This window comes from Brevibacterium sediminis (assembly GCF_024895295.1).
Lineage (GTDB): Bacteria > Actinomycetota > Actinomycetes > Actinomycetales > Brevibacteriaceae > Brevibacterium > Brevibacterium sediminis.
In genome coordinates, this window is the sequence record NZ_JAHQRN010000010.1 from 64,333 (window position 1) to 87,983 (window position 23,651).

The 23,651-nt window shown below is 64.4% G+C and carries 22 protein-coding genes; 12 read left to right on the top strand and 10 right to left on the bottom strand.

What is annotated here, in order from left to right; genetic code table 11:
* Nucleotides 1-133: 133 nt before the first annotated feature.
* The 4 genes from KTJ89_RS17950 to KTJ89_RS17965 all read left to right on the top strand — a co-directional run bounded on the left by KTJ89_RS17950 (nt 134) and on the right by KTJ89_RS17965 (nt 4,630).
* Nucleotides 134-1,798 carry a sodium:solute symporter family protein gene (locus KTJ89_RS17950; RefSeq protein WP_259358791.1) on the top strand — a complete coding sequence of 555 codons (1,665 nt, stop codon included), beginning with the start codon at nt 134-136 and terminating at the stop codon, nt 1,796-1,798.
* Nucleotides 1,799-1,808: 10 nt separating this feature from the next.
* Nucleotides 1,809-2,726: a dihydrodipicolinate synthase family protein gene (locus tag KTJ89_RS17955; protein ID WP_259358792.1), complete on the top strand. Its 918-nt coding sequence runs from the start codon at nt 1,809-1,811 to the stop codon at nt 2,724-2,726.
* Nucleotides 2,723-3,862, top strand: a complete 1,140-nt coding sequence (locus KTJ89_RS17960; protein WP_259358793.1) for an ROK family protein — start codon at nt 2,723-2,725, stop codon at nt 3,860-3,862. Before KTJ89_RS17955 ends, KTJ89_RS17960 begins: the two co-directional genes overlap by 4 nt.
* 81 nt (nt 3,863-3,943) lie before the next feature.
* A complete protein-coding gene (locus tag KTJ89_RS17965; protein WP_259358794.1) occupies nt 3,944-4,630 on the top strand; it encodes an N-acetylmannosamine-6-phosphate 2-epimerase in 687 nt (228 codons plus the stop codon).
* A gap of 123 nt (nt 4,631-4,753) precedes the next feature.
* Here the strand turns inward: KTJ89_RS17965 and nagB are convergent, their stop codons facing one another.
* Together nagB and KTJ89_RS17975 are read right to left on the bottom strand one after the other, a co-directional pair.
* On the bottom strand, nt 4,754-5,536 hold the full coding sequence (gene nagB, locus KTJ89_RS17970) for a glucosamine-6-phosphate deaminase (protein WP_259358795.1): 783 nt from the start codon (nt 5,534-5,536) through the stop codon (nt 4,754-4,756).
* Nucleotides 5,537-5,561: 25 nt separating this feature from the next.
* Nucleotides 5,562-6,260 carry a FadR/GntR family transcriptional regulator gene (locus tag KTJ89_RS17975; RefSeq protein ID WP_259358796.1) on the bottom strand — a complete coding sequence of 233 codons (699 nt, stop codon included), beginning with the start codon at nt 6,258-6,260 and terminating at the stop codon, nt 5,562-5,564.
* Between the two features lie 201 nt (nt 6,261-6,461).
* Between KTJ89_RS17975 and KTJ89_RS17980 the strand changes: the two genes are divergently transcribed.
* From KTJ89_RS17980 to KTJ89_RS17990, 3 genes are all read left to right on the top strand, one after another.
* Nucleotides 6,462-7,631, top strand: coding sequence for an SPFH domain-containing protein (locus KTJ89_RS17980; RefSeq protein WP_259358797.1), 1,170 nt, complete (start codon nt 6,462-6,464; stop codon nt 7,629-7,631).
* Between the two features lie 215 nt (nt 7,632-7,846).
* Nucleotides 7,847-8,320 (top strand): MarR family winged helix-turn-helix transcriptional regulator, encoded by a 474-nt coding sequence (locus KTJ89_RS17985; RefSeq protein ID WP_259358798.1) that lies wholly within the window; start codon nt 7,847-7,849, stop codon nt 8,318-8,320.
* Between the two features lie 118 nt (nt 8,321-8,438).
* Nucleotides 8,439-8,861 carry an organic hydroperoxide resistance protein gene (locus KTJ89_RS17990; protein WP_259358799.1) on the top strand — a complete coding sequence of 141 codons (423 nt, stop codon included), beginning with the start codon at nt 8,439-8,441 and terminating at the stop codon, nt 8,859-8,861.
* A gap of 218 nt (nt 8,862-9,079) precedes the next feature.
* On the opposite strand, the gene KTJ89_RS17995 is transcribed toward KTJ89_RS17990, so the two are convergent.
* Nucleotides 9,080-10,285, bottom strand: coding sequence for an NAD(P)-dependent malic enzyme (locus KTJ89_RS17995; protein WP_259358800.1), 1,206 nt, complete (start codon nt 10,283-10,285; stop codon nt 9,080-9,082).
* Nucleotides 10,286-10,936: 651 nt separating this feature from the next.
* On the opposite strand from KTJ89_RS17995, the gene KTJ89_RS18000 reads away from it, so the two are divergent.
* The gene (locus tag KTJ89_RS18000) at nt 10,937-13,438 is read left to right on the top strand and encodes an HNH endonuclease signature motif containing protein (protein WP_259358801.1); all 2,502 of its coding nucleotides are present in this window, start codon (nt 10,937-10,939) and stop codon (nt 13,436-13,438) included.
* Nucleotides 13,439-13,674: 236 nt separating this feature from the next.
* Here the strand turns inward: KTJ89_RS18000 and KTJ89_RS18005 are convergent, their stop codons facing one another.
* The 3 genes from KTJ89_RS18005 to KTJ89_RS18015 form a co-directional block, all read right to left on the bottom strand.
* On the bottom strand, nt 13,675-15,006 hold the full coding sequence (locus tag KTJ89_RS18005; protein WP_259358802.1) for an MFS transporter: 1,332 nt from the start codon (nt 15,004-15,006) through the stop codon (nt 13,675-13,677).
* Between the two features lie 158 nt (nt 15,007-15,164).
* Complete coding sequence (locus tag KTJ89_RS18010) at nt 15,165-16,013, bottom strand: CoA-transferase subunit beta (RefSeq protein ID WP_259358803.1); 849 nt, start codon at nt 16,011-16,013, stop codon at nt 15,165-15,167.
* Entirely contained in the window at nt 16,010-16,924 is a 915-nt protein-coding gene (locus KTJ89_RS18015; RefSeq protein WP_181271956.1) for a CoA transferase subunit A, read from the bottom strand. The genes KTJ89_RS18010 and KTJ89_RS18015 overlap by 4 nt, the downstream gene beginning before the upstream one ends.
* Nucleotides 16,925-17,082: 158 nt before the next feature.
* Here KTJ89_RS18015 and KTJ89_RS18020 point away from each other — a divergent pair, with 158 nt between their 5' ends.
* On the top strand, nt 17,083-17,982 hold the full coding sequence (locus KTJ89_RS18020) for a LysR substrate-binding domain-containing protein (RefSeq protein ID WP_259358804.1): 900 nt from the start codon (nt 17,083-17,085) through the stop codon (nt 17,980-17,982).
* A gap of 63 nt (nt 17,983-18,045) precedes the next feature.
* Entirely contained in the window at nt 18,046-18,699 is a 654-nt protein-coding gene (locus KTJ89_RS18025) for a histidine phosphatase family protein (protein ID WP_259358805.1), read from the top strand.
* Nucleotides 18,700-18,773: 74 nt separating this feature from the next.
* Here KTJ89_RS18025 and KTJ89_RS18030 read toward each other — a convergent pair whose 3' ends face one another.
* Genes KTJ89_RS18030 through arsB form a run of 3 tightly spaced genes read right to left on the bottom strand, consistent with a single transcriptional unit; the run spans nt 18,774 to nt 21,782 of the window.
* Nucleotides 18,774-20,213 (bottom strand): NAD(P)-binding domain-containing protein, encoded by a 1,440-nt coding sequence (locus tag KTJ89_RS18030; RefSeq protein WP_259358806.1) that lies wholly within the window; start codon nt 20,211-20,213, stop codon nt 18,774-18,776.
* The gene (locus tag KTJ89_RS18035) at nt 20,206-20,688 is read right to left on the bottom strand and encodes an arsenate reductase ArsC (RefSeq protein ID WP_374990296.1); all 483 of its coding nucleotides are present in this window, start codon (nt 20,686-20,688) and stop codon (nt 20,206-20,208) included. Before KTJ89_RS18035 ends, KTJ89_RS18030 begins: the two co-directional genes overlap by 8 nt.
* Nucleotides 20,685-21,782 (bottom strand): ACR3 family arsenite efflux transporter, encoded by a 1,098-nt coding sequence (arsB, locus tag KTJ89_RS18040; RefSeq protein ID WP_259358807.1) that lies wholly within the window; start codon nt 21,780-21,782, stop codon nt 20,685-20,687. The genes KTJ89_RS18035 and arsB overlap by 4 nt, the downstream gene beginning before the upstream one ends.
* A gap of 99 nt (nt 21,783-21,881) precedes the next feature.
* Between arsB and KTJ89_RS18045 the strand changes: the two genes are divergently transcribed.
* On the top strand, nt 21,882-22,253 hold the full coding sequence (locus KTJ89_RS18045; protein WP_172174812.1) for an ArsR/SmtB family transcription factor: 372 nt from the start codon (nt 21,882-21,884) through the stop codon (nt 22,251-22,253).
* Between the two features lie 34 nt (nt 22,254-22,287).
* On the opposite strand, the gene KTJ89_RS18050 is transcribed toward KTJ89_RS18045, so the two are convergent.
* Entirely contained in the window at nt 22,288-22,821 is a 534-nt protein-coding gene (locus KTJ89_RS18050; RefSeq protein WP_172174809.1) for a DUF2000 family protein, read from the bottom strand.
* Nucleotides 22,822-22,870: 49 nt separating this feature from the next.
* On the opposite strand from KTJ89_RS18050, the gene KTJ89_RS18055 reads away from it, so the two are divergent.
* Nucleotides 22,871-23,650 carry a helix-turn-helix transcriptional regulator gene (locus KTJ89_RS18055; RefSeq protein WP_172174806.1) on the top strand — a complete coding sequence of 260 codons (780 nt, stop codon included), beginning with the start codon at nt 22,871-22,873 and terminating at the stop codon, nt 23,648-23,650.
* The last annotated feature ends 1 nt before the right edge of the window (nt 23,651 follow it).

A 23,651-nucleotide genomic window follows, 5' to 3' on the forward strand; every position in this document is an offset into this window, starting at 1 on the left:
TGCCGCACATTCCCGTACATTCACAACATAGGACATCATACGTCTTACGTGTTGGTTCTATAAGTCAGATGGGACTTCCGCTCGCACTCACGCCCGCGCCGGTCCCCTACGTTCATCCACGTGAGGAGGGAGCATGGACGCTCCGGGACTCGGCGGCCTCAACTGGGCCGTGATCATCATCTACCTCTTGGCCACCCTCGGCATCGGAGTCTGGTTCACCAAGAGAGCAAGCGGAGGAACAGAGGAGTTCTTCAAGGCCAGCGGGCGGATCCCTGCCTGGGCGGCGGGCTTCTCCATCTACGCGACGACGCTGTCGGCGATCACGTATATGTCCACGCCCGAGCAGGCCTTCCTCGCCGACTGGTCCTATGCAGCCGGCAATATCGCGATCTTCGCGATCGTCCCGCTGCTCGTGCTCTTCTACATCCCGTTCTTCCGCAAGCTCGACGTCACCACGGCGTACGAGTACCTCGAGGAACGCTTCGGCCCGAGCATCCGCGTGCTCGGCTCGGTTCTCTTCGTCCTCTTCCACATCGGCCGCGTCGCCATCGTCATCTACCTGCCGACACTGGCCATCAGTTCGGTCACCGACATCAACCCGGCGCTCGTCGCCGGAGCCGTCGGCGTGCTCTCGGTCGTCTACACCTTCCTCGGCGGCATCGAGGGCGTCATCTGGTCCGATGTCGTCCAGGGCATCATCCTCCTCGTGGGTGCTGCGGTCATCCTCGTCTTCGGCGTCATGGCCATCGACGGAGGTCTCGTCACGGTCGCCGCCGACGCCGCAGCCGATGACAAGTTCATCTCTGCCGACAACTGGAAGTTCGGCGGAGCCGCAGCGGCCATCCCGATCGTCTTCCTCGGTTCGGTCTTCAACAATCTGCACCAGTACACGGCCAGCCAGGACGTCGTCCAGCGCTACCAGACCACGGATTCGCCGAAGTCGACGGCCCGTTCGCTCATCGTCAACGGCTTCCTCGCCCTGCTGACGATCCCGCTGTTCTATGGCATCGGCACTGTGCTCTACAGCTTCTACCAGCACTCGGAGGCCCTGCCGGAAGGCTTCAACACCTCGGCGCTCGTGCCTTACTTCGCGGTCACCGCTCTGCCGGCCGGTGTCTCGGGTCTGCTCATCGCCGCGATCTTCGCTGCCGCGCAGTCGACGATCTCCTCGAGCCTCAACTCGATCTCGGCCTGCGTGACCGTCGACATCCGCGACCGCTTCTTCCCGCCCAAGGACGGCCGGCCCCGCACGGGAGTCGGCTTCTCCCGCGCCGTCATCGTCATCGTCGGTGCCCTGTCCGTCGGGGTTGCGCTCTACCTCTCGGCGACAGATCAGGCCCAGACCTGGGACCTGTTCCTCTCGATCACCGGACTCTTCGGCGTCCCACTGGCCGGCGTCTTCGCCCTCGGTATCTTCACGAAGCGGGCGAACACCTCGGGAGTGCTCGCCGGCCTCCTGCTCGGTGCCGCACTGGCCTGGGTCGTCCAGGAGCAGGCCGGACTCACACCGTTCGCCGTCTCCACCGTCGCGTTCATCGGCGCCATGGTCTTCGGCTACCTCATCTCCCTGCTCACCGGAGCGATGCAGCGCGGCCGCGGCGACCACGATGTGCTGCCGCTGACGATCTACGGAAAGCGCTCGGCCTACACTCGCCGAGTCCCCACCGAACCTGCCCGGGAGCCCGCCGCATCCGTGGCCTCCTCCCCCGCAATCTCCGCCGACTCTGCCCCGACGATCGGATCGGATCCGACCGACCCCGGGGCCACCTCGGCGAACAATGACAAGAATGACAAGTAAGGACACGACCATGACTGACTTCCACGGAATCATCCCGCCGCTGCTGACCCCGCGCACCGCGCACGGTGAGATCGACCGCGCCGGGCTGGCCGCCCTCGTCGACCACCTCGTCGCCGGCGGAGTGCACGGAATCTTCGTCCTCGGGTCCTCCGGCGAGGTCCCGTACCTGACGAACGCCGAGCGTGACCTCGTCCTCTCCACCGCGATCGAAGCTGCTGCCGGCCGGGTCCCCGTCCTCGTGGGCATCAGCGAGCAGACGACGACCCGGGTCCTCGACGAGGCCGACCGTCTGCTGGCCATCGGCGGTGACGCAGCCGTCGTGACCACGCCGTTCTATGCGCTGTCCGATGCCGCCGAGGTGGAGCGCCACCTGCGCACCGTCGCCGCCCATATCAGCGTGCCCCTGTACGCCTATGACGTGCCGGTGCGCACGCATATGAAGATGCCGCTCGACGTCCTCGTCCGCCTCGCCGAGGAGGGTGTCATCGCCGGAGTCAAGGACTCCTCCGGCGACGATGTCGGCTTCCGCCGTCTGCTCCTCGCGACGAAGCACCTGCCGGACTTCGCCGTCTTCACCGGCCACGAGGTGGTCACCGACGGTGCGATGCTCGGCGGCGCGGCGGGCATCGTCCCCGGGCTCGGCAACGTCGACCCCGCCGGGTACGTGCGCATCTATGATGCCGCGAAGGCCGGCGACTGGCAGGCAGCGGCCGCCGAGCAGGACCGCGTGGCGGCTCTGTTCGACATCACCGGAGCCGCGACCCCGGGACGCGTGTCCGCAGGTGCGGCGGGCCTCGGCGGATTCAAGACGGCCCTGCAGCTCATGGGCGTCATCGGCTCGAACCGGATGGCCGAACCGATGGAAGCGCTCAACGCCGATGAGGCCAAGCGCGTCCGCGAGATCGTCGCCGCCGCAGGACTGCTGTGACCCTGCCCGCCACCGTCGCCGTCGATGTCGGAGGCACGAAGATCCGTGCCGGCTCCGTCATCGACGGCGAACTTGCGCACGTGCGCAGCGTGCCGACGCCCGCGGCAGATGGTGCCCAGGCGGTTCTTAACACCATCGCCGAGGTGGCCGCCGCCGTCATCGCGGAGACGTCGGGTTCGCGTGGCGCCGGGTCCGGCGGCCGTGGCAGTGCCGGATCCGGCGGTCTTGCCGGGGGCGGGGACGGCTCGGGTTCCGAATTCGCATGGCGGATCGGCATCGGCGCGGCCGGGGTCATCGACCCTGTGACGGGAACTGTGGTCTCGGCGACGGAGTCGCTGCCCGGATGGGCCGGAACGGACCTGGTCGCTGAACTCACTGCGCGCACCGGCCTACCCGTGCGCGTCGTCAACGATGTGCACGCTCATGCCCTCGGCGAGGCCGTCGCCGGAGCTTCGCGCGACTCTCGGAGTTCGCTGCTCGTCGCGGCGGGCACCGGCATCGGCGGCGGGTTCATCACCGATGGTCACCTGCTCACTGGCCGGAATTCTGCCGCCGGTCACATCGGGCATGTGCCCTCGGCAGCCGCGGCTGGCCTGGCCTGCCCGTGCGGCGGCACCGGTCACGTCGAAGCCATTGCCTCGGGGCCTGCCATCCTCAATACCTATCGGCGTTTAGCCTGCGGCTCCGCCGAGTCCAATACCGAGCCCGCGGAACCTGCGGCGCAAGGTCAGTCCCACAATTCGGCATCGGCGACAGCGTTCCGCGCCCCCACCTCGACGCCGAACTCACGGTCCGATCGCGCTGGGGCGGCGCCGGCCCCAACGAACACCCGAGAATTGGCGGTGGCCGCCTCGGCGGGGGATGCATTGGCGCTTCGCGCCTTCGACATCGGGGCGCGTGCCCTCGGCTCGGCACTCGGTGGGATCGTCAACGTGCTCTCCCCTGAGGTCGTCGTTATCGGCGGCGGACTCGCCGATATGGACGAGACCTGGTGGGGACCGCTCTGCGAGGCCTTCGCCGCGGAACTCATCCCCGCCGCCTCCGGGACCCCGCTGGTGAAGGCAGAATTGGGGCAGGACGCCGCGCTCATCGGCGCTGCCGGCCTCTGGAATGACGCGCCCGGCCAGAAGCACTGAGACGCTTCCCTCCCGTCACACCAACACACTGACGAACGCGCCGAACGGCGAGAAGAACCGCCAGAAGAAGGAGACTCACTGATGCTGTCGAAGACCGAGATCCTCGAGGCGCTGCGGGGGCGGCTCATCGTCTCCGCTCAGGCCTATCCGGGCGAGCCGATGCGCGATCCGAGGACGATGGCGCAGGTGGCTGCCTCGGCGGTCAGCGGAGGAGCATCAGCCGTACGAGTACAAGGTCTCGGCGACATTCAGGCAACTCGCTCGGCCGTCGACGTCCCGGTCATCGGGCTGTGGAAGGACGGCAAGGACGGAGTCGTCATCACGCCGACCTTCCAACACGCCTATGCAGTGGCTCTGGCCGGATCCCACATCGTCGCACTCGATGGGACGCGGCGGGAGCGGCCCGACGGACTGAGCCTGGCCGAGACGGTCAAACGCCTCCACGAGCAGACAAACGCCCTGGTCATGGCCGATTGCGGCAGCCTTGACGATGCGAAGGCAGCGGTCGAGGCCGGCGCCGACATCATCGGAACTACCCTGGCCGGCTACACGGGGGAACGACCGGCGACCGAAGGCCCCGATCTCGAACTCATCAGCGCGATCCGAGTTGCGGAACTGCCCGCGCTGCTCGTCGCCGAGGGCCGCATCCACACCCCGATGCATGCCGCTGCCGCCCGCTCAGCCGGCGCCGACTCCGTGGTCGTGGGCACTGCGATCACGCATCCCGCGACGATCACCTCGTGGTTCACCGAGGCCGTCGAGGGTTGAGTTCACGAGTCAGCTGCCCGGGCTGAGTTCGCAGGTAAGCAGCCCGGGATGAGCTGACCGGCTACCCGCCCGGGTTGATCTCGCTCCGAGGCCTCGCCAGCTGCCTGCCCAGGCCGAAATCGCTCAGAGGCTCTGCCACTCCGGTTTGTTCTCAAACGCGTGGCGGTAATAGTCGCCGAGCTGTAGCCTCGACGCCGCCGCATCATCGAGCATGACAGTGACATGCGGGTGCATCTGCAGCACGGTCGCGGGCCACATAGCCGAGATCGGCCCCTCGACCATCTGATGCACCGCCTCGGCTTTGTTACCGCCTGTCGCGACGAGCACGAGATGCTTCGCCTCCATGATCGTGCCCAACCCTTGAGTCAGGCACAGCTTCGGCACCTGCTCGACGTCGCCGTCGAAGAACCGCGCATTGTCGAGCCGCGTCTGGTGCGTCAGGGATTTCACCCGTGTCCGCGAGGCCAGGGATGATCCGGGTTCGTTGAACGCGATGTGACCGTCGCTGCCGATCCCGAGGATCTGCAGGTCGATCCCGCCCGCCTCGGCGATCTTCCGTTCATAGTCCGCCGAGGCGGCCGCCAGGTCATCGGCGGATCCCTCGGGACCGTGGACGGCCCCCTCGGCGAAATCGACGCGAGTGGCGATCTCGGCGTCGATGACGTTGCGATAGCGCTGCGGATGGTCGTCGGCGATTCCGACGTATTCGTCGAGCATGAACGCCTGCGCGTGGGCGAAGGACAGCCCTTCGTTCTTGTGGCGGGTGGTCAGCTCGTCGTAGATGCGCAGCGGGCTCGATCCGGTCGCCAGCCCGATGACCGGTGCGGATTCGGTGCGCAGCAGCGCCTCGATCGCGTCGGCGGCGAGCTCCGCCAGCGTGTATTCGTCGGCGATGACGACTTCCATGTGGTCTCCTTCAGCGTTCAGTCAATCACTTCTGTTCGAGGGCGCGCATGATCGGCTCATAGTGGGCGGTGATCGCGGCGCGGAAGGCCTCGGCATCGCCGGATTCCGCCGCTTCGAGCATGAGGCCGTGGGCATGCGCGGTCTGCTCCAGGTCGGCGGCCACGGCGACATTGAGTTTGGGCAGCACGGCAGTGTGCACATCCCAGAACGCCGCGACGAGTTGGCCGACGAGCGAGTTTCCGAGTTTCGCGAGCAGCCCCGTGTGGAAGGCGCGATCCTGCTGCGGAAAGGTCTTGCCGTCAGCGGCGAGCGCGGTCATCTCGTCGACCAGATCCTTGAGTTCGGAGTTCTCCGTGCCATTGAGGGCGTCGACGATCTGCTCGGACATTCCGTGGTCGAGGGCCTTGCGCACTTCGACGACATCGCGCAGTGCGTCGAGGTCGTCGCCGGGGCTGAGCACTCCGCGGAAGACGAGGGCTTCGACGAGCGCATCGAGCGTCATCTCGCCGACGTAGGTGCCGTGGCCGTGGCGGACGTCGACGATGTCGAGGGTCGAGAGCTTGCGGATGGCTTCCCGGACGTTCGACCGCGAGACGCCGAGGCGACTGCACAGTTCGCCTTCGGTCGGCAGCAGGTCTCCGGGACGCAGACCATCGGAGAGGATGAGATCCTTGATCCTGTCGGAGGTCGTCACTTTCCGTCCGGTTTCCGTCGTCTCCGTCATGATCACCTTCTGCTGGTCGTTCCACGCTGAGCCTCCAGTATACGTCTGACATCAGATGTGTCGGCAGTCGTTCTTCGATGTCGAGACGCTTGGGCCGTGACGTCAACCGGCCTTGGCGTATGCGGATGCCGTCCTGGCTACTAGGGTGGTAGTCACAGGCGGTCGCTCGGCGGCCGAAATCTACGACGCATTGGAGCACCCATGACTGGATTGGTGGCCACATTCGCCATAATCATCGTCATCCTCATCATCGCCGTTCTGCTTTTCGGCAAGCTGCGCACCAGCATGTTCTTCACAGTGAAGACGCAGGAGAACGTCATCGTCGAGCGATTCGGCAAGTTCAAGAAAGTGGCGAAGCCGGGATTGAACACGAAGGTGCCGTTCATCGAGACGACGAGCTGGCCGATCTCGCTGCGCGTCCAGCAGCTCGAGGTCAACATCGAGTCGAAGACGAAGGACAACGTCTTCGTCACGGTTCCCGTCGCCGTCCAGTACGTCGTCGAAGAGAACAATGTGGCCGACGCCTACTACAAGCTGGCGAACTCCGAGGAGCAGATCCGCTCCTACGTCTTCGACACCGTTCGTTCGGCGCTGTCGGGTCTGACTCTGGACACGGCGTTCGAGTCGAAGGACGATATCGCGGAGAACGTCGAGGGCCGGCTCTCGGAGTCGATGAAGCGCTACGGCTTCAAGATCGTCAGCAGCCTGGTCACGGATATCACCCCGGACCCGAAGGTCCGCGATTCGATGAACTCGATCAATGCCGCACAGCGTGACCGTGTCGCCGCTCAGTCGCTCGCCGAGGCGGACAAGATCAAGCGCGTCACACAGGCGCAGGCGGAGTCCGAGGCGATGCGCCTCCACGGTGAGGGTGTCGCCGCTCAGCGCAAGGCGATCGCCACCGGTATCGCCGAGCAGTACGCGAAGCTGCAGGAGGTGGGCATCGACAAGACGGCCGAGCAGCTGCTGATGATGACCCAGTACTTCGACACCATGCAGAACGTCGCCCAGGAGGGCCGGTCGAATGTGCTGTTCATGCCTTCGAACCCGGGCGGCCTGGGCGAGATGGGCCAAGAGATCCGCAACGCCCTGTTCGCTGCCAACGCCGCCGAGGATGGGGCCACCTTCACGGCGCCCGAGAGCAGGTACACCTCGAGCCACCGCTCCGAGCAGGCCAGCGTTCCGCCGCAGCCGACCAACCCGCCGAACTCGGGCGGCTCCGATGGCTCCGACGGCTCGGGTCATGACGGTCAGTCAGGTGGCCCCGGAGGTTCCAGCCAGTCGCTCGGCCAGTCCGTTCGGTCTGCGGCCCAGTCGGCTCAAGCGGCCGCTCAGCAGTGGAAGAACTCCAAGCAGAATCCACAGCAGTAACCGAGGGCCGAGCCGGGCCGCCGAAGCGACACCGAAGCTGACCGAGGGCCGACGCACGTCACCGGACGCCGGCGAACGACTGAGGCACCACATAGCGGAGGGGTGGGCGAAGAGAGATCTTCGCCCACCCCTCCGCTATGTTCACCTCGATCCCCGTTCATCCGCCTTCCGATTAATCAGTTGTGCACAATTGAATTGTGTGCAACCATTTAGTTATGGATGCGCTCGACCTCGACAGACAGCTCTGCTTCGCCCTCTACTCGGCGTCGCGTGCAATGACCGCGTCATACAAGGATCTGCTGGCCGAGCTCGGCATCACCTATCCGCAGTATCTGGTGATGCTTGTGCTGTGGGAGGAGAATTCCGCGCCCGGCGGCGTGACCGTCAAGCACCTCGGCGAGCGTCTGCAGCTCGATTCGGGCACGCTCTCTCCGCTGCTGTCGCGGCTGGAATCGCTCGGCTACGTCACCCGTCACCGCTCCGCCGAGGACTCGCGCAGTGTGTTCATCCGCCCCACCGCCGAGGGCGCCGCAGCCAAGGAGCGCGCCGAGTGCGTTCCGGCCCGGATCGGTGAGCGCACACAGCTCGACTCGGCCGCGATGCCCGAGCTGCTCGAGACCCTGCGCACTCTGACGAGGAATCTGCGCGGAGATCCCGCAGCCGTCACCGACTCGACTGCGGCCCGCTGACGGCCCCGATGCGAGACCGATCAATGCCCCGCCCCATAGCGCAAGTCCAGCCCAGATACCCCTACCAACCCACAAAACCCTACTAACCCACAACGCACCGCCAACGGAAGGAAGAATCATGAAGGCTCTCTACACTGCAGAGGCACTGGCTACCGGCGAAGGCCGCGACGGCCACGGTCGCACGAACGACGGGAAAGTCGACGTCGATCTCGCCACACCCGCGGAGATGGGCGGCAGCGGCAACGGCACGAATCCCGAGCAGCTCTTCGCGGTCGGCTACGCGGCCTGCTATCACTCGGCGCTGCGCCTCGTGGCCGGTCAGGCCAAGGCGAACGTCGACGACTCAGCGGTCGGCTCACGAGTGAGCATCGGCAAAAACAATGAGGGCGGGTTCCAGCTCGCTGTCGAACTCGAGGTCACCCTCCCGCACCTCGACAAAGCCGAGGCACAGGCGCTGGCCGACAAGGCCCACAAGGTCTGCCCATACTCGAACGCCACCCGCGGCAACATCGACGTGACCATCACCGTCACCGACGACTGAGTTCCGACCGCGTCTGCCTGGCATGGGCGGCAGTCCTCCGATGGCCAACCGACGGCCACGGGCGCCCGACCACCTGTGGCACACGGCCTGGAGCGGAACGCAATCAGCAACCGACACACAGTTGAGGGGCGGGTGAAGATCACTCTTCACCCGCCCCTCAGCTGTATTCGGCCGCCTCGGCGACAATTCCGGCTCGGCGATGGCCCACCGACGAGGCGTCAGCGCTTGGCCATGGCCTCGAGCGCGGACTTCTCGACTGCCTCGGCGACGGCCGGAGCGACGCGCGAATCGAGAGCACCGGGCACGATATAACCAGGCTCGAGGTCATCGCCGACGAGATCGGCGATCGCACGAGCGGCGACGAGCTTCATATCATCGGTGATCTCGTTGGCATCGGCGTCGAGCGCGCCGCGGAAGATTCCGGGGAACGCGAGGACGTTGTTGATCTGGTTAGGGTAGTCGCTGCGCCCGGTGGCCACCACGGTGGCGTACTTGGAGGCGACGTCTGGGACCACCTCGGGGTTGGGGTTCGACAGGGCGAAGATGATCGCATCGTCGGCCAGGTTGGCCAGGTGCGCCTCGTCGATGGTGCCGCCGGAGACGCCGATGAAGGCATCGGCACCGTCGAGGGCTTCGCCGATCCCACCGGAGATTCCGCGCGGGTTCGTCGACTCGGCGAGGAACTGCTTGGTCTCGGTCAGGTCGGAGCGGCCGCATTCGACGACTCCCTTGGAATCGAGGACGACGATGTCCTTCACGCCGGCGTCGGCGAGGATCTTCACCACGGCCACACCGGCAGCACCGGCGCCTGAGACGACGACGCGGACGGACTCGAAGGACTTCTTCACCACGCGCAGAGCATTCGTCAGTGCGGCGAGGACGACGACGGCGGTGCCGTGCTGGTCATCGTGCATGACGGGAATGTCGAGGGCTTCCTTGACCCGGTCTTCGATCTCGAAGCAGCGCGGAGCGGAGATGTCCTCGAGGTTGATCGCACCGAAGGTCGGGGCCATGAGGACGATGGTTTCGACGATCTCGTCCGTGTCATTGGTGTCGAGTACGATCGGAATCGCATTCAGCCCGGAGAAGGACTTGAACAGGGCGCACTTGCCCTCCATCACCGGCAGCGAGGCGGCCGGACCAATGTCACCGAGGCCGAGCACAGCCGACCCGTCGGAGATGACCGCGACGAGTCGGCCGGTCCAAGTGTGCGTACGCGCCAGCTGCGGTTCGTCCTTGATCGCGGTGCAGACCTTGGCCACGCCCGGGGTGTACGCGATCGAGAGGTCGCGCTGGGTCTCGAGCGGTGAGGTGAGCTCGGCGGAGAGCTTGCCGCCTTCGTGTGCCTCGAAGATCTCGGCGTCGGTGATCGGGCCCTTCGAGCCCTGGTCGGAGGCGGCGGAGTTGTGAGCGGTGGTCGTCATGGTTGATCCTCGTGGTTGATGCGGCGGCGGTTCGTGAGCTTACGAAGCTCGTGAGCACTCGGTTGGGCGAGCACTCCGTTCGATGATCGGATCATCGGTGCAGCCGGCAGTGATCGTCTGGACGTCGGCCGGCGCGGACACGGTCGACCGTGAGCGCAGGCGATGGTCTGGGCGAAGAACTGGTCACCAGTGAAGGATGGTGCGGTGACGTCGACGCGGCCCGCGACATGGCCCTAGGTGAAGGGCGACGCGGTTGCGCGCAGTGCGGATACGGCTCGCATGAGGCGAGTACCGACCTCATGGGTCGCATCCGACAACTCGATCATCATAACCGATGCTGTGACCCGTTTCACCCGAAAATCCGGCCCCCACCGAGGCTGTCCCGCCGTTCCGGTGGCATGTTCTCCAGACCTTTGGACCGGCGCAAAACAACCCCTGAACTGGCCGAACGAGGCCGAACGCCCTCATGTCAGCACCGAGTGCAATGATAAGTAGAGAATCAATTCACTATCAATATGTCATCGAAACTTATTCGAATCTTTTTTCTTTTTACTATTGTGAATGTCAGCTTGACCGTCTAAGATCTGATTAACAGCTTTTCAAGTCAGCACCACTTCCCCGACAACGAAGTCCGAGGCAGGTGAAAGAGCAATGAAGGGCACCACCAACCGTTCGACCCCCGACCAGGCAGACGAGCCGGGTGTGACACAGCCGTCGCCCCGATTCGCCATCCGCTTCGAATCAAGCATGTCTCGCTTTGCCGAGAACGCTGTCGCTTCCGACCGTGCCCATTTCTCCCTCCTCGAGTCCGTCTCCTCAGTTGTGTTGGAACAGGTCTTCATCGCCCTCGAACTGCCCATGCCCGAGGGCTCCGAACCGTTTCGCTGCGAGACGATCTCCGCATCCTTTGATCGCCGCGCCAAAGAATCCGAAGAGAACACCGTCTTCGGCGCTGCGGAGAAATCGGAGACCTCGTCCAAGGACGCGTCGTCAACCAAGGACCCGTCGTCGCCAGCGGACGACAAGACCGGCACCGGCGGCTCACCTTCCGCGACAGTTGTGCTCTATGACGCCGACTTCGCCCGCGAACAGTTGCGCAAGGCGACTGAGTCCGAGGCGAAGGTCCTGCCCGAGTTCCCGGAGCTCGATGAGGGCATCTGCTTCTCGAAATGGGTCTATGACAATGTCGACGCTGAGGACCTCGTCGAGATCTCGACAGTGCTGGGGACCAACACTGCCCGTACCTACCGTCAGCTCACCGGCGCGCTGACGATTTTCTATGGTCTGCCGCGCTTCGCCGACCGTGTCCGCGCCGGAGAGTTCACCCAGGCACATGTCGTTGTGGTCGCTCGCCAGTGTGCTGATGTCGCGTTCGACTTCCTTCCGAAGCTCGACATCTTCCTGGCCGCGAGGCGCGCCGATATCACCTGCGAGACCCTGCGCCGAGATCTGGCGAAGATGATCGCCCTGCTCGTTCCGCCGGTCGACAACACCGAACTCGCCACTAAGCGTCGCCGCGTCGATGTCGAAGGCTACAAGGACGGCTCGGCCTGCCTGACCGTCAGCGGGCCTTCAGCGGAGATCTTTGCCTGCTACAACCGAATCCAGGGCATGGCGCTGGCCGTGCATGGAAAGAACAAGTCGGCGTTCAATCTGCCCCTGGGCGTTGAGATCAGCGATGACCGCTCCATCTCTCAGCTCGAGTACGATCTGTTCACCCGGCCAGTGCCGGAACTCAAGGTCAAGGTCATTTCGGTCGACCCGATCACGGGTATCCAAACCGCCGAAGAGAAGTCGCTGCTCGACACCGACGGCGAGCTCATTCCGGATATGGACTCCGACGACGCCGTCGCCGACTTCGCGAAGCACGTCGCTTCGGACTCGGCCGACGATGCCAATGGATCGTCCGCCGGCTGCTCGGCCGACAGCGCCACAGGGTCGTCCGACGGATTCTCTGTCGCCAACCGACCCGGCGGTTCGGCTTTCCGCCCCGACTGCAGCGTCGAAGGTGAGGACCCTGACGGTCCCATTGAATATGTCGTCAAGCTGCGTATGCCCACAAGCGCGTGGTGGCTGTCGCATCAGGCCGCCACCGTGGTGACCGTTCCGTTCCTCTCGCTCACCGGAGATTCGGACCTGCCCGGCACTTTCGCCGACGGCTCACCGGTACCCGTCGAGGTGGCTCGCAACATCGCCGGCCGGTCGAAGAGCATCCAGCGGATCCTCACCGATCCCGCCACCGGCACTCCCATCGACGCCAAAGCGACCACTTACCAGGTCCCCAGGGATCTTCGGAAGACCTTGGTCGAGCAGTGGACAGTGTGCACCGTTCCCGGCTGTGTTCGTCGGGCTGAGAAGTCGGAGATCGACCATGTCGTTCCGTTCTTCCATTTGGATCCGCTCAAGGGCGGTCTCACTCGGTTCGGAAACCTTCATCCTCTGTGCAAGAAGCACCATGCGTTGAAGACCGCCGGCCGCCTTCGGGTCACTATGCCCAAATCCGGTGAGCTCGATTACGAGTTCAAGCACGGAATCTCGACCACTGTGTCGGCGCCGGGCCAGCCGATCAATGTTGCCCAAGCGCTCGAATTCGATTCCCTGGGACGACTGGGTCTCAAACGGTGGAAACTGCCCTGGTCGATGGTTCCCGCAGCACCAAGGGTGCTCGAGCTCATGCCTGGCGAGTCGACGATTCGTCAACGCGACGAAGAGAAGCGCCAACGGGAGGAACGCGAAGCACACCAGCGACGTCTTTCGGAGGCGTATCGGGAGCAGCAGGCAGAAATCAGGCGGCTGCGGCTGGAGCGCTGCCTCAATTGGGCGAACTCTGACCACCAGCGCAGTCTGCCCACCGGAAGCGACCCCGCGGCTCGGAAGCAGCTGACGGGGAACGCGAAGTACGCCCGAGTCGTCAGATGGGCGCGTCTTGCCAAGCTCGACATCGACGATATCGACTTCGACCCGAATGAGCCCGACAAGCGCAGCGCCCGTGCCGCCGCTGGCCCGAACCTCACCGGTTTCGAAAGCAACTCGCAGTCTGAGGACGCTGCAGACCCCAAGGGCACTGGAGCCGACGATCCCTGGGACCACCGCTTCGTCTCCAAGACAGTGAACTGGGACCACGATCTTGAGGTCGATCCCCCACCGTTCTGATGACGCCCCACGGAGCCTGTGGCATCGCTCTCAACGCAGAGCTGCAGCGACTGCACTGGTGGCAGAGCGCCTCCGCGCCACAACAACTGACCGCAATCCGGCAGTAGGGCCGTCGCCTACCCCAGCGGGCTGGTCGTAGTCCACCTCACCGGGCCGGCCGTCGCGTATCGCAGGGTCCCGGCCCTCGCCCATCGCAGGGTCCCGGCCCTCGCCCATCTCGGGGTCCCGGCCCTTGCCTATTGCAGCGGTTGCCGTTCGTCCACTGCGTCGACTTCAGTCGTGAGGTCGCGACCACGGGTCTCGGGCGCGAAGAGCGCACCGAGCAGGCCGCAGCCGGCGAACAGAATGAGAACGATCGCAACGGGCCACCATGAGTCGGTGATCACGGCGACGAGCGAGGCCGCGATCACCGGCGCCAGACCGCCGGAGACGACCGATCCGACCTCTTTGATAGTGGTCATGAACGTATACCGATGCTTCGATCCGAACAGTTCGACCAACCAGCTCGACTCGACACCGTAGAGATTCGGCAGAGGCCCGCCGACGAAGACCGCAAAGACGGCCGCGATGATGATCGGGTTGCCCGTGTCGATGAGGATCATGGCCGGAATCGCGAAGAGGACCTGGAATAGAGTGAACCCCAAGAACACGGGTCGGCGACCCAGCTTGTCACTGAGCTTGCCGAAGTACGGCACAGTCGCGAAGCCGATGACGGTGCCGATCATGATGCCGGTGGTGACGATGGAAGAGTCGATTCCCGTCGTGGTGACCACCCACCCGACCATGAAGCCTTTGACGAGGTAGACTGCGGAGTTCTCTCCCATTCGGATGCCCAAGGCGAGCAGGAACGACTTCGTCGACCGACGCGCTTCGACGAGGATGCTCGGCTGATCGCTCTTGTCCGCGGCCACCTCGGCGCGGCGCTCCTTCGCCTCTTCGAACACCGGGGACTCCCTGACCTTCGTACGAATTGCCAGAGCCACGAAAGTGGTGACGATGCTGAGCAGGAAGGGCACCCGCCAGCCCCAACTGAGGAAATCCTCGTCCGGCAGCAGGGTAAGCAGCGTCCACAGAACTGTGGCCAGGAAGATTCCGCTGTTGGTCCCCATCGCCACGATCGCCCCGAAGAGCCCACGGCGACGCACAGGCGACGATTCGACCAAGAGCACCGAAGCTCCGGCCAATTCGGCTCCGGCTCCGAACCCCTGCACGAGCCGGAGTACGACGAGCAGCATAGGCGCCCAGATGCCTATCTGCGCATAAGTCGGCAGAAGACCGATGCCCATGGTGGCAATGCCCATCATCGACAGAGTGACGATGAGGACGATCCGACGTCCGTGCTTGTCACCGACTCGTCCGAAGACGTATCCGCCGATCGGCCGGACTACGAAACCGGACCCGTAGACGCCGAGACTGGAGATCAGCGCCACCGCAGGAGTCTCATTGGGGAAGAAGAGCGGTCCGAAGACCAGAGCCGAGGCGAGCGTATACAAGGTGAAGTCCATGTACTCGAGCGAACTGCCGAGCCACGACGACCACGCGGCACGGCGCAGTTCGGGCCGAGTCACATTCGGATCAGGAGGGGAGGTAACCTGTGCGTTTGTCTTCATTGACATGATTTCAACTTTCTTCGATTCGAATTCTCGCTTGCTCAGCAGGGAGCCACAGTGGGCGACTGTCGCCTACAGCTGCCCGCGGACATCGGTCAGCGGGTGAGGGCTCCGGTTCAGCGCAGGTAGATCCGGGTGGGATCGAGCGTCTCTCGCAGCAGTGCCAGCTCATCCGGAGTCGGCGGCTGCGTCGTCTCGAGGTCGGTCGATACCTGGAGGTTCCATCCGGTCTGCCGCACCGCCTCGGCGGGGTCGACACCGGGGTGAACGGCTGTCAGAGTGAGCTCCTCATCCCGAGCGAAGCGCGTCATGATGCCCAGGTCGGTGATCACGTGGGTCACGCCGGAACCCGCCGGCATGGATCCGACTTCCGCCTCGGCGGCCTTCTTCGACCCTGGGGAGGTGACGAAGTCCAAGGACTCGACGAAGGTGCGCGGGGTGTGCCTGCGCATGACGAGGAAGATCTCTGCTGCGCCCGCCATGGCTTCGATGGCTCCTCCTGAGCCCGGAAGTCGGCTGTCTGGGTGCTCCCAGTCCTCGCCGATGAGGGTGGAGTTCAGGTTCCCGAACTTGTCGACCTGCGCGGCACCGAGGAAGCCGACATCGATTCGCTGGCCTTGCAGAACATAGTTGAACAGGTGCGTCATCGGCATCACCGAGGCGGCCCCCGGAACCAAAATCGAATCCGAGATGCTGCGCGGCATCACCGGCGGCCTGGCTCCGGTTACTCCCGACTCGTAGACGATCTCGATGTCCGGTGCGACAGTGTGCTGAGCCAGAGAGACGGCAAGAGTGGGCAGGCCGTGCCCGGCGAAGACCACGTTGCGTCCGGCCAGCGCCCGCGCCGAATGGACGGTGAGAAGTTCGCTGCTGGTGACCACGTCGCCAGCGACCTCGCTGCTTGTGGTCTCGCTGAGCTCGTCGCGGGACCGGGTCTCAGTGGTGTCGTGAGCACTCAATGTCATGCTCGCCCTCCATAGTTCACAGGCGTCGAATATGCGTCGTGGATGGCCATCCGCTCAAAATGTTCCGATCCGAGGGTGGCAAGGAACTCATCGTGGTCGCTCGTGCCGCGGATATTGGTCTCGAGCCAGTCCTGGACCGCCGCCGCGTCGCGGGCGAGCGCGGACCACTGTCTCGAGAATTCGTCGTCGCGGTCGTAATAGCCCTGGACCGAATGAGGATGCGAGCCGCGTGGCACGGCGACGACGGCATCGACGACGTGCGCGGGAACGATTGTGCGGTTCGGGTCGGAGCGGACGACAGCCTCGTCGACGATCTCCTCAACTGTGACGATGAGTCGGTGACTGGCGAATGCGGCCTCGGTTTGAATCCCGAGCATCCCCCATGCCTGCACGTTTCCATGCATGTCCGCACGTTGGGCGTGGATGATCGTGAGGTCGGGATTGAGTGCGGGGACGACGTGGATGTCCGGTCCACCGTAGGGGTCGGGAACGGACTTGATCCGCGGATTCTTCGCCGCTAGGTCGCTGCCCCGGTAGGAGGCGATGGGCTGGAACGGAAGCTTCGAGGCACCGGCCTGATAGCGGGCGACCATTCCGCCGTGACTGTATTCGTCGAACCACAGCGGTTCCGGGTCCGACTTCTCAATGCGCCGCCGAAGCTCGTGAAGGGAACCGGCCGAACTGTTGGCGATGAACGAGGAGATGAGACCTTTCAGGCAGTTCGCTCCGAGCAGCTGGTCGACAATGACGTCGCAGGACATGCGCGCAAGGACTAGATCAGTGAAGCCCTGCCGGATGATCTCGTGCGCGGCAGCGACCGGCACGATGTGGCCGAAGCCCTCCAGGGCGACTGTATCCCCGTTGCGCAGATAGGTGCTGATCGCCTGGGGAAGACTCATCGTCTTGTCCATCGCGTTCCTCCTCGAACCTCGGATGACTGTGACCTGGGTCATCCTTTCAAAATCATTGATACCCGTCCAATACTTATAATGGAGACGATTAATGCAGCCATTGCACGAATATCGCCCGATCCTCACTGGGCGGCCGCCTTCACGATTGAGACACCGATATGGACACAAAGCACATCCGCGCATTCCTCGTCCTCGCCGAGGAACTTCACTTCGGCAGAGCCGCCGAACGACTGCATATGACCCAACCGCCCCTCAGCCGACTCATCCGGGGCCTGGAGTCCGACATGTCGGCACAGCTGTTCGAACGCAGCACTCGGTCCGTGCGTCTGACTCCGGCAGGACAGGCGCTCGTCGAACCTGCGCGCGATATCCTCATGAGTCATCGCCTCGCCGACTCCGCAGTGCAGGCAGCAGGGAAAGGCGAGGTCGGACATCTGCGCCTGGGATTCACCGGCATCGCGACCCACAAACTCATCGGACGGCTGCTCAAACTGGTCCGCGGGACTCATCCGGGAATCCACCTCAGTCTGCAGAGCGCCTCCTTCGGGATGCCGGCCATCGACAGCGTCGCCGACGGCTCAGTGGACCTCGTCTTCGGCTATTGGCCATTCGTGCCACAGTCGGTCGATACTCGCGTCGTCGCCCAGGAGTCGCTTGTCGTCGCCATGCACAGAGAGCATGCCTTAGCAGGCCGCGAGTCGGTGTCGATGAGCGAGCTCGCGGGAGAGGAGTTCATCACGGTGCCGCCGAATCCGGGGTCGACGACGATCGAACGGCTCTACGAGCTGTCGCAGGCCGCAGGTTTCAACCCCACCGTCATCCAGGTGGCTCCGGACACGTGGACGATACTCTCGCTCGTCGGTGCGGAGATCGGCTGTTCAGTCACAGTGGCGTCGGTGCCGAAGAACGCCTCCTTCCCCAATATCGCCTTCGTCCCCCTCGAAGACCCGAAGGGGCCGTTCCCGCTGCTCATGGCATGGCGCAGAGATGACGTCAGTCCTGCCCTCGCTGAGGTGCTTCGACTGGCCGAGCAGCTGTTCCCCACCGATGTCCCGTAGACTCACATCAGTAAACGATCACTCGAAAAGCAGCGTGGGCTTCACGACGAGGATGTGTGATTCATGAGTGTGCTCTATCTGGTTCGGCACGGGCAGGCCTCCTTCGGCACCGATGACTATGACAGGCTGTCCGATCTCGGCAAAGAGCAGAGCCGCATCACCGGTCGCTTCCTCGCCTCTCACGGGATCGAACCAGACCGACTCGTCCACGGAGAGATGCTGCGGCAGCGTCAGACCGCCGAGGGCCTCCTCGAGGGCATGGGCCGAAGCATGGACGCCCACGTCGACGCCGGCTGGAACGAATATGCCGCTTGGGAGCTCACCGGAGTGCTCACGGATCTCGACCCTCGCGCCCAGCACGATTCCAAGATCTTCCAGGGTGAGCTCGAACGCGGTGCGGCTCGCTGGGCCTCGGGCGAACACGACGAGGACTATACGGAGACCTACAAGCAGTTCACGTCACGGGTCGAACGTGCCCTCGATGAGACGACCAGCGCGATGGGCTCAGGCCAGTCAACGATCGTGGTCTCGAGCGCCGGCGCCATCGCGTGGACCGCCGCCCGACTGATCGGCGGCGGTTTCGACCAGTGGATGGCATTCAACCGGGTGACCATCAACACCGGCATCACGAAGATCATCACCGGCCGAGGCGGCACCAGCCTCATCTCGTTCAACGACCACGGTCACCAGGATCCGAAGAACGCCACCTACCGCTGAGGCAACGTAAGCCGAACCTGCGAATCAGCCCGCTGAGGGGCAAAGGTCGAGGCGGCGAAGGTCGGACCCGCGAGTCAGCCGTTCCCGCTCTCTCCCGATCGCCCGTGTTCTGTCCCTGTGGGTATCCCGATCACAACCGGTTCTGCAGGTCCGCAGCATCCGGCTGCGTCTGATGCGTCCGATGCGGCAGCGGTGTCGGGCAAGTCGACAAAACCAGGCTTGTCAGCCGACCTGTCACACGAAGTTCCGATGTCGGCTGAGCACACTCCGGTCTCCGGCAGAACGAGTTCGACCCTGTCGGCTGCCTCCTGGTCCCCGGCGATCGCTGCGACGACGGAGCGGATTTGCTCATAGCCGGTGTACATGAGGAACGTCGGGGCGCGCCCATAGGACTTCATGCCCACGATGTAGAAATTCGGCTCCGGATGCCCGAGCACCCGGGCACCATGCGGAGCGACAGTTCCGCAACTATGATGTTCGGGATCGATGAGCGGGCCCAACTGCCGCGGAGCTTCGACAATCGGATCGAGGTCGAGTCGGATCTCACGCAAGAACCCCAGGTCCGGCCGGAAGCCGGCGGCAGGGACGACCCTGTCGGGATGGAGCGTCACCGACTCGCCGCCACTCTCCGCAGCTAAGGTGCCACGACCGTCGGTGGAGAATCCGGTGATCGTCGTCGAGGCATGCACTTCGATGACTCCGGTCTCGACGAGGTGGCGAAGTCGCGTTCCCAAGGCCCCGCGTGCTGGCAGACCGTCCTGGTCCTCTCCGCCGTAGACAGATGCGGGATCTGATCGCCTGAGCACCCAGCCGATTCGCGTGCCCGGGGCTTCCTCACGCAGTTCGGCTAGCGCCAGGAGCGTGTTGGCCGCCGAGTGCCCTCCACCAACGACAAGAGTCCGCTGCCCGACGAACTGCTCTCGATCTCGGCCGACCACATCGGGCAGAGGCGATGTGACGAACCCGCTGCGACGGGCTTCGGCCTCGCCGGTCGCTGCGAGACCGGACTGCCCGAGCGGGTTCGGGCTCTCCCATGTCCCCGAAGCGTCAATAACTGCCCTGACCTGCAAATCCGCCGATGTTCCATCTGAGCTCCGAGTGCGGATAAGGAAAGGAGTCGATTCGCGCTGCGCGGTGCCCGTCCGATCCATTCCGACTCTGCTCACTGCCACAACCCGGGTATCGATGAGGACGGAATCTCGGAGTTCAGCTGTCTCAGCAAGCGGCTTGAGGTAGTCACGGATGAGCTCGGCACCGGTGGGCAGGCGGTCCCCGTCGGGCTCATGCCAGTCGGTGGGCGCCAGCAGACTGCGCCCCGCCTCGTCGATGTTGTACTTCCACGGAGAGAACAAACCGATATGACCCCACTCGGCCACTGCCGCCGCGACAGTGGTTCCCGCTTCGAGAACGAGCGGTCGAACACCGCGTCGGACGAGCTGGGCCGCGGCCGCGAGGCCGACGGGACCGGAACCGATCACGGCGACCGGGAGCTGTTCGAGCGCATAATCAGTCATTGGGCGCCTCCTCGGCGATGGGGTTCGACGTGGTCGTCGACAGTGTGGATCTCGTCCCTGCATCGGGGGCGAGATCGACGACGAGGGCTTCGACTCTGGTCCCGATCTCATCCCGGATTCGGCGCACAGATTCCAGGCCCTGACCTGCGGGATCATCCAGAACCCAGTCTTCGTAACGTTTGCCGGGGAAGATCGGGCAGGTATCGCCGCAGCCCATCGTGATCACGACATCGGACGCGAGCACGGTGTCGGCGTCGAGGAGCGTGGGACTGTTTCGAGTGATGTCAATGTCGAGTTCCCTCATCGCATCGACTGCGACTGGGTTGATCGTCTCGGCCGGTGCGCTGCCGGCCGACCGCACCTCGATGCGCTCTCCGGCCAGTTCGCGGAGGAATCCAGCCGCCATCTGGGACCTGCCGGCGTTGTGCACGCAGACGAAGAGGACACTCGGCTTGCTCATCTGTGTAGGACTCATACTCGGTTCACTCCTTGACCAGCGGCCGATGGGAAGAATCGGGGTCGCACCCAGAGCGCGACGTAGACGAGGGCGACGAGGATGGGCACCTCGATGAGCGGGCCGACGACTCCGGCGAGCGCCTGCCCCGAGGCGACACCATAGGTTCCGATCGCCACTGCGATGGCGAGTTCGAAATTGTTGCCGGCAGCGGTGAATGCCAGGGTCGTCGTCTTCTCATAACCCAGGTTCAGTGCCTTGCCGATGACCATCCCGGCAGCGAAGACGACGACAAAGTAGACGAGCAACGGCAAGGCGATGCGGGCGACGTTGCCCGGGTGAGAGGTAATTTCGTCACCCTGGAAGGCGAAGAGCACGACGATGGTGAAGAGCAGTCCGTACAATGCCCACGGCCCGACTTTGGGGAGGAATCGATCTTCGTACCACTGACGTCCCTTTGTCTTCTCTCCCACCGTGCGTGTGAGGAAGCCGGCAAGAAGCGGGATTCCGAGGAAGACGAGGACGCTGAGGGTGATCGCCCAGAAGGAGAATTCGCTGGACGTCGTCGGCAGACCCAGCAGGCTCGGAAGCCACTGGAGGTAGAACCAACCGAGGAGCCCGAATGCGAGAACCTGGAAAACCGAGTTGATGGCCACGAGCACGACGGCAGCCTCACGGTCTCCGCAGGCCAGATCGTTCCAGATGAGGACCATGGCGATGCACCTGGCCAGACCGACGATGATCAGTCCGGTCCGGTATTCGGGCAGATCAGGAAGGAAGAGCCATGCGAGCACGAACATGAACGCCGGTGCGGCCAACCAGTTGATGGCCAAAGAGGTGATCATGAGCTTCTTGTCACTCAGCACGTGTCCGGTCTCGTTGTACCGAACCTTGGCGAGCACAGGAAACATCATCACCAGCAGGCCGATGGCGATCGGCAGGGACACGTCGGCGACCTTGACCGCGTCCAGAGTCTCGGCGACGCCGGGCACGAGTCTGCCCAACACCAGGCCCAGGGCCATGGCGCCGATGATCCACAGCGGCAGAAATCGATCTAGTGTCGACATCTTCGCCGCCACAGGCGAATCGGTGCCGGCTGGCGCAGTGGAATGCATTGTCTCCCTCGAGGTCCTGATCGACTCGGCGCCGCGGTCACATGCTGACGCATTGAAGTTTATCGATACGATAGGACCACAATACATCGACAAGTGTCAATGTATGGGCATAATGGAAGAGTGACCACACAACCCGCGCCCCCTCCGACACAAGCGGACGACTGCTGCCCGTCGCTGACCGTCTCGCCGTTGAGCCTCGATGACGCTCAGGATTTCGCGCGCATCTTCAAGGCAGTAGCCGATCCGACTCGGTTGCGCCTGGTCTCCCTCGTCGCCGCGCACGAGCAGCAGGAAGCGTGCGTCTGCGATCTCACCGAACCCGTCGGTCTCGGCCAGCCGACCGTCTCCCACCACCTGAAGATCCTCGTCGATGCCGGAGTCCTTCACCGTGAGAAGCGCGGAGTCTGGTCGTACTACTCGCTCGAGGTGGACACATTGAACCGGCTGTCCGCGTTTCTCTCTACGAAGTGAGAGCACAACGGCAAAGCAGGGAGCTCGCCCAACTTCACGCGTGCATCCGCGCGCCTTTCACCACCCGGTCGACCCCGTTCTTCGCGCCGCGCAGGGCCACCCCGACGAGGTTGAGCTCCTCGGCCGGGACACCGGCCACGGCGGCCCGGTTGGCTGCGTCGTGGCCGGTGGAGAACAGCTCCTCGGTATAGATCGCCGTCGGGATTCCGCGACCCATCGCCTTCGTTCGGATCGACCGCAGCTTATCCCCATCCGCGGTCATCACCATCACCGGTTGGCGCAGCATCGGCAGGTAGTCGTTGCCGTCGGCGTCCCGGTAGTTCTCCCCGACCAAGCCCTCATCGCTCGTGGCGATCCCGGACATGAGGAAAGCGGTGACGTTGAGCTCCTGCCACGGCTGCAGGTCGTCGCGAAGGACGACGACGACCTTGGTGTCGAACCGCACCGGCACGCTCGGATCGGCGGACAGTGTTGGCGCGGCTGCCTCGGTGATGGAACTGCTCGCGGCCGCCTCGGAGGGGGTGGGCTGACCGTCGGTCTGATCTGTGGCATTCGTGTTCTCGTGCATGCATCCACTCTGGCCGACCGTGGCACTGCCGGTCTTGTACATTTGTTGCATGGTCGACGTCATCCGCGCGTGGCACCCTGCGGTCCCGCAGGTGCAGGAAGTCCTGCACGCCCGTTTCGACCATCACGCCTACCCCGCGCACACCCACGATTCATGGACGGTGCTGCTCATCGACGACGGCGCGGTGACCTATGATCTCGACCGCCACGATCACCTTGCCACTCCCGCGGCCGTGACTCTGCTGCCGCCGCAGGTGCCCCACGATGGCCGTTCCGCACTGGCTGACCAGGGCTTTCGCAAACGGGTGCTCTACCTCGATGCCGATTGGCTGCCGCCGACCGCTGTCGACGCTGCGGCCGATTCGCCCACCCTGCTCGGCGCCGATGCGCTGAGCACCGTCACCGATATCCACTCCGCCCTCGCCGATCCCGCCGATGCCTTCGCTGCCGAATGTGGTGTCCTGGCCCTGCGCGAGATCGCGAATTCCTGCCTCACGCCGTCGACCGAGACCGCGTCCGATGCGCCGCTCGCCCGTCGTCTGCGGGAGATGCTCGATGATCGTCTGCTTGAGTCGTTCACCATCGCCGAGGCGGCCGCCGAGCTCGGCGCCCACCGCAGCCACCTGGTGCGGGTGTTCACCACGACGTTCGGGATCGCGCCCCACCGGTATGTCATCGGCCGCCGGGTCGATCGTGCCCGCAGGCTTCTCCTGGCCGGGCACTCCCCTGCCGAGGCGGCTGTGGAGTCAGGATTCCACGACCAAGCTCATCTCACCCGCCATTTCCGGTCGACTCTGGGAGCGACCCCCGGTATATTCTCCGGACGGTAGA

What these genes read in the sequence shown, in the direction of transcription:
- KTJ89_RS17950 (WP_259358791.1), top strand. Translation starts at nt 134, where the DNA reads ATGGACGCTCCGGGACTCGGCGGCCTCAACTGGGCCGTGATCATCATC.
- KTJ89_RS17955 (WP_259358792.1), top strand. Translation starts at nt 1,809, where the DNA reads ATGACTGACTTCCACGGAATCATCCCGCCGCTGCTGACCCCGCGCACC.
- KTJ89_RS17965 (WP_259358794.1), top strand. Translation starts at nt 3,944, where the DNA reads ATGCTGTCGAAGACCGAGATCCTCGAGGCGCTGCGGGGGCGGCTCATC.
- nagB (WP_259358795.1), bottom strand. Translation starts at nt 5,536, where the DNA reads ATGGAAGTCGTCATCGCCGACGAATACACGCTGGCGGAGCTCGCCGCC.
- KTJ89_RS17975 (WP_259358796.1), bottom strand. Translation starts at nt 6,260, where the DNA reads ATGACGGAGACGACGGAAACCGGACGGAAAGTGACGACCTCCGACAGG.
- KTJ89_RS17980 (WP_259358797.1), top strand. Translation starts at nt 6,462, where the DNA reads ATGACTGGATTGGTGGCCACATTCGCCATAATCATCGTCATCCTCATC.
- KTJ89_RS17985 (WP_259358798.1), top strand. Translation starts at nt 7,847, where the DNA reads ATGGATGCGCTCGACCTCGACAGACAGCTCTGCTTCGCCCTCTACTCG.
- KTJ89_RS17990 (WP_259358799.1), top strand. Translation starts at nt 8,439, where the DNA reads ATGAAGGCTCTCTACACTGCAGAGGCACTGGCTACCGGCGAAGGCCGC.
- KTJ89_RS17995 (WP_259358800.1), bottom strand. Translation starts at nt 10,285, where the DNA reads ATGACGACCACCGCTCACAACTCCGCCGCCTCCGACCAGGGCTCGAAG.
- KTJ89_RS18000 (WP_259358801.1), top strand. Translation starts at nt 10,937, where the DNA reads ATGAAGGGCACCACCAACCGTTCGACCCCCGACCAGGCAGACGAGCCG.
- KTJ89_RS18010 (WP_259358803.1), bottom strand. Translation starts at nt 16,013, where the DNA reads ATGACATTGAGTGCTCACGACACCACTGAGACCCGGTCCCGCGACGAG.
- KTJ89_RS18015 (WP_181271956.1), bottom strand. Translation starts at nt 16,924, where the DNA reads ATGGACAAGACGATGAGTCTTCCCCAGGCGATCAGCACCTATCTGCGC.
- KTJ89_RS18020 (WP_259358804.1), top strand. Translation starts at nt 17,083, where the DNA reads ATGGACACAAAGCACATCCGCGCATTCCTCGTCCTCGCCGAGGAACTT.
- KTJ89_RS18025 (WP_259358805.1), top strand. Translation starts at nt 18,046, where the DNA reads ATGAGTGTGCTCTATCTGGTTCGGCACGGGCAGGCCTCCTTCGGCACC.
- KTJ89_RS18030 (WP_259358806.1), bottom strand. Translation starts at nt 20,213, where the DNA reads ATGACTGATTATGCGCTCGAACAGCTCCCGGTCGCCGTGATCGGTTCC.
- KTJ89_RS18035 (WP_374990296.1), bottom strand. Translation starts at nt 20,688, where the DNA reads ATGAGTCCTACACAGATGAGCAAGCCGAGTGTCCTCTTCGTCTGCGTG.
- arsB (WP_259358807.1), bottom strand. Translation starts at nt 21,782, where the DNA reads ATGCATTCCACTGCGCCAGCCGGCACCGATTCGCCTGTGGCGGCGAAG.
- KTJ89_RS18045 (WP_172174812.1), top strand. Translation starts at nt 21,882, where the DNA reads ATGTATGGGCATAATGGAAGAGTGACCACACAACCCGCGCCCCCTCCG.
- KTJ89_RS18050 (WP_172174809.1), bottom strand. Translation starts at nt 22,821, where the DNA reads ATGCACGAGAACACGAATGCCACAGATCAGACCGACGGTCAGCCCACC.
- KTJ89_RS18055 (WP_172174806.1), top strand. Translation starts at nt 22,871, where the DNA reads ATGGTCGACGTCATCCGCGCGTGGCACCCTGCGGTCCCGCAGGTGCAG.